Origin of the sequence: Thermanaerothrix sp., from assembly GCA_026417795.1 — a bacterium.
Classification (GTDB): domain Bacteria; phylum Synergistota; class Synergistia; order Synergistales; family Synergistaceae; genus Thermanaerovibrio.
This window is the reverse complement of sequence record JAOACP010000031.1, coordinates 14,507-23,203: the sequence shown is the minus strand read 5'-3', so window position 1 is coordinate 23,203 and position 8,697 is coordinate 14,507. Positions and strand designations below refer to the sequence as shown.

Below are 8,697 nucleotides of genomic sequence, written 5' to 3'. Positions count from 1 at the left end.
GCAAAAAGGACGCGGAATAGGAAGATACGCTGAAGCCCGCAAGACCGCCGGCAGACCACGGAGCCCGGCGGTCTTGCGGTTTCCATCGGGCGCCGAATCGGGCCTTTAAGGCATAGGCTGGCGCAAAACCCTAAAAGGCAGACCAAAAGGCCGGGGCTCCCCGGCCTTTGGCTTACTTGCCGAAACTCCACATGGGCGCTGCGTTCATCCTTAGGTCACGGCGTTGATCCCGATCGCCGTTAAAGGGCGGCCCCTTATGACGGGCCGGGGGTCATTTGAGTATCATCTTCTTCTCCCCCGCCTGGTACACCTGGGACATCCGGGCGTAGCCCTCCCTTATGGCCTTGGCCCTCTCCTCCAACGGGGCGGCATCTGGGCCCTTGATGGACTTTATCATCTCCATTATGGACCTTTTGGTGTAGTAGCAGTTGTTGGGAGTCGGATGGTCGCATTTGAAGACCTCCTTGAGCATCTTGAGGTCGTGGGGGATGTTGAAGTCCTCCTTGGTGTGCTCGTAGCCGAAGAAGTAGAACACGTCCTTGAAGCCCGACCAGGCCAGGGCGGATATGCACATTGAGCAGGGCTCGTGGGTGGAGAGGAACAGGCACTCCGAGGGGTCCGGGTGCCCCTGGAGCTCGTAGAAGAGCTTTATGGTGTAAACTTCACCGTGCCAAAGGGGGGAGAAGGCTTCCTGGTTGGTGCCCGCCACCACCAAGGAAAGGTCGTCCCGCCTTAAGACCGCAGCCCCGAAGACCTTGCAGCCTATCTGGACCGCCCGCTCGGTGAGGGGCATTATGTCCTGTTGGATAACATCGAGGAACCGAGTCGCAAGGGTAAGATCATCGTGCTTCGTGGTCATCCCATCACCCCCTGGATATATGGTTAATTATACACGCATGATAAGGGGGCTCCTGCAAGAGGGGATCAGCATATCCCGCCTACCCTGGGACATTAGGGCCCATTGGACGGGAAGGGCCCCGGAACTATCCGGGGCCCGCCGATAAGGGGCTAGAAACCTCAGGGCTTTATGCCAAGGTGCACGAACCCCCGGGTTGGATAGAGCACCACCTGGTTGAAGCCCATCTCCCTGGCGACGGTTCCCAGCTCCACCTGCCTTTCCCTTGGGCACGCCACGTCCGCCGCGAGCCCTCGGGTGTGGAGGCTTCCTGGCACCCCTCCAACCGCCCTGTTATGCCTGAAGCATCGGTACCCGCTGGTAACCCTCAAGGGGCCCCACCGATCCTCCAGGGCCGCGAAGGCCCTGAGAAACGAAGGCTTCATTAGGCAAACGCCGCAGCAGCGGCACCGAAACCGCCTTACTTCATCTCTCATCCATCGACACCACCCCCCGCCTGGAACTGGGAGGCCCTCTCTATGGTCCCCCTAAGATCCGACACCGCCTGGGTCAGACCCTCTATCCTGGCCTCCATGCGCACCAAAAGGTACGACGCCACCAGGATCGAAAAGGCGGTCTGAACGCCGGAGGCTATCATCTCCTCCATGGGGCTCTCCCCTCCTTCAAGACGCCAAAGGGTAAGAAAAGCGCCGGGGGACCTAAGACTCCCCCCGGCGAAGTCAGGGGTCCTCCTTGAGGAGAACCACCGCTTAGATTGGGTACCCTAGAAGAGCTTAGTGGTACCCGCGTCCACCAGCGAACAGGAGTCCACGGTCACCGGCACGGGGAAGATGTCCTTCGACGCCATGAGCTCCATCACCGAGCGCACCTCATCGGCGGACAGGTTCTCCTTGGGATGGCGCAGGTTCACGCTGAGCCCCTTGCCTTCCCGGGTCACAAACCGCATACGAAGGGTCTTCATGATCACACCACCTCACCCGCTTCAATTTAGTTCACTATGCCGTCGGTGTCCTGCTTGAAGACCTCCATGACTGGAAGCTCCAACAGCCCACCTATGGCCTGTGAGACCGCGTAGAGATCGTCGGCGCCCAGGTCCCCCCTCACCAAACCCAGGGGGACGGTCTTGAGCACCGTCTTGCCGTTTTGCCCAACCCCGCCGTTTAGGCGGAGCACCACCCTGCTTTTCACGTTCTGATAGGCAGCCAATTGAATCACCCTCCTTGAACCACGTTGGATCCAGAGCCCGGGCCTTGCCTTGTCGGCAAGGGGAGGATATCACGCCGCCATTTGGTTGTCAACATAGCACTAAAAGATAACTATATGTAACCATAGCCCCAACAGGTCAAATAAAATCAAAATTCAAAATACACGTTGACCTAGAGGTTAAGGCATGCTAGATTAAGCGAATCAAGGGATCCCGCAAGAGAGGAGAGATCCGCGGACCGTTGCAAAGTTCGCGGGTCTCTCCTTTTCGATTAGTAAGGGATCCAAAACAGGGAGGGGGAATGAGCAAGATGTTGGTGATAGGGCACCGGGGGGCCGCAGGGCTGGCGCCGGAGAACACCCTAAGGGCCATAAGGACGGGCCTTCAGCTTGGGGTTCACGGCGTAGAGGTGGACGTGCAGCTCACCCGGGACGGGCAACCGGTCATCATCCACGACTTCTCGGTGGACAGGACCTCCGACGGCTCCGGGGCGGTGGAGGTCCTGACGCTGGAGGAGATCCGCCGGCTGGACGCGGGAAGCTGGTTCAGCCCTGAGTTCCAGGGGGAACGGATACCAACCCTCATGGAGGTGCTGGAGACGGTGCCAGGGAACGTCACATTGAACCTGGAGCTGAAACAGCTTACCTTCCGCCGGAGGGGCCTTGAGGAGGCGGTGGCAAAGACCCTCAAGGGCTTCGGAAGGTGGGACAACGTGATAATATCCTCCTTCGACCACAAGGCCCTAAGAACCATCAAAGAGCTGCTGGAGGACGTGCGCATAGGGCTTTTGACCTACAACTACCTCCTGAATCCCGGAGCCTACGTGGACGGCCTGGGCTTCACCCCCTACAGCGTACACCCCGCCTTCGAGCTGGTGGACCGGGAGGACGCGGAGGCCTTCAAAAACCGGGGGCTTAAGATCCTCTCCTACCCCGTGAACCCCCCCGACACCGCCCGGGAGCTTGAAGAGTTGGGGGTGGACGGCATCTTCACCGATCGGCCGGATCTTTTCCTGCGGGCATAGAAATTGACAACACGCCTCAATCCGCTTTTTGCTTATCTAACAAAAAAATAAAAACCAACCATCAGAAGGGGGATCGCCCATGATCCGAAACGTCAAGAAGTGGATAACCCTGTTCTGCCTCGCCTTCTCCGGGGGGATAATCTACCAGCTTCCGTACCTAAGGGAGACAGGTTCTACATACCCCTTCAGGAGGCCCTCAGGATAAACAACACCCAGATAGGCAACCTCATGACCGTCTACGGCATCGCCAACCTCTTCCTGTACCTGCCGGGGGGCATACTTGCGGACCGGCTCCCCTACAAAAAGCTGGTCCCATTCTCCCTCATAACCACCGGCATTACGGGGCTTTATTACTCCACATTCCCGGGCTACCACATGGCCCTGGCGATCCACGTCATATGGGCCTTCACCACGGTGTTCACCTTCTGGCCCACCATGCTCAAGAGCGTCAAGATGCTGGGGGACAGCTCCGAGCAGGGGCGGCTCTTCGGGTTCCTGGACTTCGGCAGGGGGCTCTCCGCCACCTTGAGCGCCTTCGGGGCCCTTTTCATCTTCAAGGCCTTCGGCGCCACCCTCCTGGGCCTCAAGGGGGCCATAGTGTTCTACTCGGTTGCCATGATAGCCCTGGGCGTGGTGGTCTACTTCCTGCTGGAGGAGAAGAAGGACGAGGTGGCCCAGGCGGGGACCTCCATCTTCGACGGCATAGGCGACGTGCTCCGGATGCCCGCCATATGGCTCTCCGCCATGATAATCTTCGCCGGCTACAGCATAGGGGCGGGGCTCACATACATAACCCCGTACCTCACCAACGTCTTCAAGATGTCCGTCTCCATGGGGGCCTTCATAGCCATCATAAGGACCTACGGCTTAAGGCTGGGCGGAGGCCCCGTGGGGGGCATAATCGCGGACCGCATAGGCTCCTCCACCCGCTTCATACGGATCGGCTTCCTGGTGGTGGCCGCCCTGGTTGGCTGCCTTTACATGATACCCGGCGAACCCAAGCTCCTGTTGGTGATGCTCACCGTCACCCTCACGGCCTCCTTCTGCGTGTTCGCCGTGAAGGGCACCTACTTCGCCCCGGTGGACGAGATAAGGATACCCAACTCCCTGGCGGGGGCCGCCTACGGGGCCATAAGCCTGGTGGGGTACCTGCCCGACACCTTCATCTACAGCTACTTCGGCAACCTGCTGGACCGACACCCGGGCATCCAGGGCTACAGGCTCATATTCCTGTCCCTCATAGCCCTGGCCCTCATAGGCTTCGCCTCCGCCCACATGCTTCTTAAGTACATACGCAGCGAATCCAGCGCGTCGGAGGCACTGGAGCCCGCCGGGGCGGAGGAGTAGCAGGACCCAAACCCAAAAAACCGCAAGGGGGAGGCCCTATCAAGGCGCCTCCCCCAGCACTTTCTCCTTTTACCCTTAAGCCCCAGCATCCCAAGGCCCCCGCGGGCCCGCCGCCCCAAGGCAAAGGCCCCAAGGGAGGCAGCCCCAATGGGGAAGCGCCATACCGTCAGATCTCCATCTCCCTAAGCGCCCGGCGGCTCACCTTCCCGGTGCTGGAGACAGGAAGCTCCTTGAGGATAACCACCTTGCGGGGCACCTTGAAGTGGGCCAGCTTCTCCTTGGCGAAGTCGATTATCTGCCTTGGCGACGCCTCCTGACCTTCCTTTAGGACCACGAAGGCCTTCACCACCTGGCCGGTCATGCTGTGGCTCTCCCCCACCGCCACCGCCTGGGACACCGCCGGATGCTCCATGAGAACCAGCTCCACCTCCTGGGGGTACACGTTGAAACCCCCAACTATTATTATGTCCGTGGCCCTGTCCAGCACGGTGACGTAGCCGTCCTGAATGCGCACCACGTCGCCGGTGTCGAACCACCCGTCCTTGAAGCGGGCGGCGGTGTTCACCGGATCCCGGAAGTAACCCTCGGTGATGGAGGGGCCCTTGAGCCAAAGGACCCCCTCGGAGGCCTCGTCCAACCGGTTCCCCTCCAGGTCCCTTATCTGGTACTCGTAGCCCTTTATCATGGTGCCCACGGTGCCAAGTCGCCTTGACTCGTAGCTTTGGTTTATGGACACCACCGGGGAGCACTCCGTAAGCCCGTATCCCTCCAGTATGGGGGCCCCAAGGAGCTCGGCACAGCGCCTGTCCATCTCCACGTTGAGCTTGTCGCCGCCGGATATTATGAAGGAAACCCCCTTGGGCCTCTCCCCACCCCTCAACACCGCCCCCATCAGCATGGAAAGCATGGTGGGCACCGCCACTATGCCGGTGACGGCGGCGGCGTTTATGGTGCTCAAGGCGGAATCGGCGGGCACGAAGGAGGGCAGTATGGCCTGGGCTATCTCCCCCACCAGGGGTAGTATGCCAGACACGCTGTAGCCCAAGGTGTGGAAGTTGGGCAGGGCGTTAAGCATCACCTCCCCGGGCCGCAGGAACTCCACGTGCTCGATGGAGGAGGTCACGTTGTCCAGGATGTTCCCGTGGGATATGGGGACCGCCTTGGGAAGGCCGGTGGTGCCGGAGGTGCTGAACACCACGGCGGTCTTGGGGTCGTCAAGCTCCGAGGCCCCCCGGCCGGTGAAGGGCCTCAAGGGCCCCTCCAAGCCGCAAGGGGTGGAGGGCATCCCCGCCTTGGAGAGGGCCTCGCCTATCTCCGGCCGGTCCTCCACGTAGGCCACCCCGTGAAGGTCCAGTATGGAGATGGACCTAAGGAGCGCCTCCGGACCGGACCGGGCGTTCATGGGGGCCACCGCCCCGCCAAGGCTCCAGCAGGCTATGGAAAGGGCCAGCACCATGGGGCAGTTGGGCATCAAGATGCCAAGCCTCATCCCCTCCCCGAAGCCGGACTCCTCCAGGACCTTGCGGCTCTTCAAAACCAGGTCCGCCAGGTCCTCCCGGCTCCTCCAGTTCCCCATCCACCAGTAACAGGAAGCCCCGGGAGACTCCTGCAGCTTCCCCTTAAGAACCCTCTCCAGACGATCCATGCGCTCTCCCCTCTCGGCACTTAAAACTTCAACGTTCAGTCGGATATTTTAATTATACCATCCCCTACCGGGGGCCCATCCATATCCTCCGCTGGAACGCCGCCCCATGAGGGCCCACGTATATGAGGGCCATGGCCTTGTTGTAGGGGGCATGGGTGGAGGGGTCCACCGACAGGGTGGCGTGGACCAGCGACAGGGACTTGGTGTCCGACAGGGCATATCTTATCCCCTCGGGGGAGAAGGCAGAGGCCCTGGACAAGGCGTCCCCCGCCCACCTCATGGAGTCATAGGCCAGCATGGCGGGCAACACCATCTCCCGGGATAGACGGTCCTTGTACTTCTCGGCGTAGGCCTTCAGGAAGGGCTGCACGTAAACGTCCCCCGGGGAGGCGTCGGCTATCCACCAGCTGTTGACCATGAACTTAAGGTCCCTTCCAAACCCCTCGGGGCTGCCAAGGGCCACCAATGGGCCGGCGAACCCCTTGGACCTCAAACCCTTAAACAGCCGCGCCAGCCCATCGCCGGACAGGAAGGCCACCACCGCCTGGGGCCCCCCGGGCCCCATCTCCAGGGACGGCACCACCGAACCGTTCCCTCCCGATGATACGTCCACCCTGCCAAAAACCTGGCCCCCCATGCCGCTGAAGGAGGCCTCAAAACGCCTCTCCGCCTCCACGGACCTCCGGCTGGAGCCGTCGAACACTAGGAAGGCCCCGGTCCTGTTAAGTCCCTGGCGGACGAAGTAGGCGGCCAAGCGTCCCTCCATGGCAGGGGAGGCCAGCATGGCGAACATGAAGGGGTTGGGCTTGTAGGGGCTCACAGCGGGCACCTGAGGGTCCTTGGCGTCCACCGCTATCACCGGGGTTCGAGTCCTTTCGCTCCACCCCACCAACCCCAGGGCCCCCTCGTCCCCGGCGGCGCAAAGCACCAGGTGCGGCCGGGTCCTCTCCTTCATGCGGCCCCCCACCTCCTCCCAAGGGGGCCCCGAGGGGTCATGGGCGTCAAAGCCCAAAAGCCTCACCCGGTAGCCCTTAACCCCCCCCTGGGAGTTGATCTGCTCCGCCGCCATCTGGGCGGCTCTTAACATCACCTGGCCCACGGGCCCCTCAGGACCGCTCAAAGGGGCCAGAAGGGTTACCCTGAACTCCCCCCCGTCGGGACGGCGGTCCGCCATCATCCTGTAGACCCCAAAGGACAGGGCGGCGAAGATCCAGAGGATCACCATGGCGGCCCAAAGGGCCTGGGAGGGGGTGAGAGGCCCTATCATGACCCTTCCTCCCCCCGAATGGCCCCGGGACCTCACCGCCTCGGAGCTGGTGCCGTAAAACCTGCGGGACAGCACCGCCAGCGCCGAAGCCCCCCACAGGGCCTTCTCCTTCTCCACCCCGAACCGGTCCTGCAGGGCCTGGGCCACGAACACCCCCTCGGCGGAGTCCACGGGCATCTCATAGCCCATCTCCAGGGCGGTCCGAAGGGCCAGCACAAAGGGGAAGAACCACTCCCGCCCCTCGGGGCCCTCCGCCTCCAAGAGCTGCTGAAGCCTGTCCGGGTCCTCCAAAAGGTCCCTGCCGTACCTCTCTATAACCGCCCCTATCCTGTCCATAGCCATGGATTCGTCCAAAACACCCATTCCCCCGTTTCCAACTATCAGGGCTAATTCTATAATAAATCCGTAAAAAACTAACCTTCAGCGCCACGGCCCAAGGGGTATGGAATTTTCTTGTTTTTCATATATACTTAAGTTGTTATTCTAATCTGGGGGATTGGCCTCCCAGGGGAGGAGTGAGCCATGAAACACGCCGCCAGGTATCGCCGGGTCGTGCCGGTTGAAGAGGTTCCATCCTATCCGGACGCGGTCTTCGTTCAGAACATCTTCAACGCCACGGGAAGCGCCGTGCTGGTGCCCAACAAGGTCCCCATCGGGGAGATATTGACGAAGTTCAAAAACCCCGACAGGCTCGTGTCGTCCCTCAAGGGACAGGGTATCGACCAGGTGGAGCTGGAGTTCTCCCACAAGGTGGACAACCGGGTCATGAAGGAGCTCCTAAAGCAGATAGACTCCTCCTTCGAGACCGTGAACCCCGAGGTGAGCCGCGAGGTGAGCCGCACCATGTCGGACATCTTCTCCAAGCTCACCATAGACCAGAAGTTCAACTTCCCCAAGGGTGAGGTGGACCGGCTGGGAGGCATGCTGAGCCAGGAGGTTCAGAAGACCACCCAGATACTCTACTCCCTCACATCCCCGGAAAAGACCGATTCCTACACCCAGACCCACAGCCTCAACGTGTCCCTGCTGGCTGGGTTCCTGGCCAAGAGGCTCTGCGAGATAAGGAAGTGCGAACAGCCCCTGGTGGACAAGGCGGTGAAGGCGGGTTTAATGTTCGATCTCGGCAAGAGCGCCATACCAAGGCAGATCCTGGATAAGTCCGAACCCCTCACCCCCAAGGAGATGGACATAATAAGGCAGCATCCCCTGCACAGCGAGAGGATAGCCCGGGAATCCGGGGAGGACGACCGGGACATCCTCTTGGGCATAAGGCACCACCACGAGCGGTGGGACGGTTCCGGCTACCCAGACGGCCTCAAGGGCAGGGACATACCCATCATAGCCCGCATACTGG

9 protein-coding genes and 1 pseudogene are annotated in these 8,697 nt (G+C 61.1%); 3 read left to right on the top strand and 7 right to left on the bottom strand.

Going from position 1 to position 8,697, the window contains the following annotated elements:
* Positions 1-271: 271 nt before the first annotated feature.
* From N2315_07235 to N2315_07215, 5 genes are all read right to left on the bottom strand, one after another.
* The gene (locus N2315_07235; GenBank protein ID MCX7828980.1) at positions 272-859 is read right to left on the bottom strand and encodes a nucleoside deaminase; all 588 of its coding nucleotides are present in this window, start codon (positions 857-859) and stop codon (positions 272-274) included.
* Between the two features lie 158 nt (positions 860-1,017).
* The gene (locus tag N2315_07230) at positions 1,018-1,332 is read right to left on the bottom strand and encodes a D-Ala-D-Ala carboxypeptidase family metallohydrolase (GenBank protein MCX7828979.1); all 315 of its coding nucleotides are present in this window, start codon (positions 1,330-1,332) and stop codon (positions 1,018-1,020) included.
* Positions 1,329-1,502 carry a YvrJ family protein gene (locus tag N2315_07225; GenBank protein ID MCX7828978.1) on the bottom strand — a complete coding sequence of 58 codons (174 nt, stop codon included), beginning with the start codon at positions 1,500-1,502 and terminating at the stop codon, positions 1,329-1,331. Before N2315_07225 ends, N2315_07230 begins: the two co-directional genes overlap by 4 nt.
* A gap of 117 nt (positions 1,503-1,619) precedes the next feature.
* Positions 1,620-1,817 carry a DUF2922 domain-containing protein gene (locus N2315_07220; protein ID MCX7828977.1) on the bottom strand — a complete coding sequence of 66 codons (198 nt, stop codon included), beginning with the start codon at positions 1,815-1,817 and terminating at the stop codon, positions 1,620-1,622.
* 26 nt (positions 1,818-1,843) lie between these two features.
* Positions 1,844-2,044, bottom strand: coding sequence for a DUF1659 domain-containing protein (locus N2315_07215; protein ID MCX7828976.1), 201 nt, complete (start codon positions 2,042-2,044; stop codon positions 1,844-1,846).
* 317 nt (positions 2,045-2,361) lie between these two features.
* On the opposite strand from N2315_07215, the gene N2315_07210 reads away from it, so the two are divergent.
* Together N2315_07210 and N2315_07205 are read left to right on the top strand one after the other, a co-directional pair.
* Entirely contained in the window at positions 2,362-3,084 is a 723-nt protein-coding gene (locus N2315_07210) for a glycerophosphodiester phosphodiesterase family protein (protein ID MCX7828975.1), read from the top strand.
* 99 nt (positions 3,085-3,183) lie between these two features.
* On the top strand, positions 3,184-4,431 hold the full coding sequence (locus tag N2315_07205) for an MFS transporter (protein ID MCX7828974.1): 1,248 nt from the start codon (positions 3,184-3,186) through the stop codon (positions 4,429-4,431).
* A 166-nt stretch (positions 4,432-4,597) separates the two neighbouring features.
* Here N2315_07205 and N2315_07200 read toward each other — a convergent pair whose 3' ends face one another.
* Both N2315_07200 and N2315_07195 read right to left on the bottom strand, forming a co-directional pair.
* Positions 4,598-6,076 (bottom strand): AMP-binding protein, encoded by a 1,479-nt coding sequence (locus N2315_07200; protein ID MCX7828973.1) that lies wholly within the window; start codon positions 6,074-6,076, stop codon positions 4,598-4,600.
* Between the two features lie 64 nt (positions 6,077-6,140).
* A complete protein-coding gene (locus tag N2315_07195) occupies positions 6,141-7,697 on the bottom strand; it encodes an ABC transporter substrate-binding protein (GenBank protein ID MCX7828972.1) in 1,557 nt (518 codons plus the stop codon).
* Between the two features lie 168 nt (positions 7,698-7,865).
* Between N2315_07195 and N2315_07190 the strand changes: the two are divergent.
* A pseudogene (locus N2315_07190) lies at positions 7,866-8,697 on the top strand (HD domain-containing protein).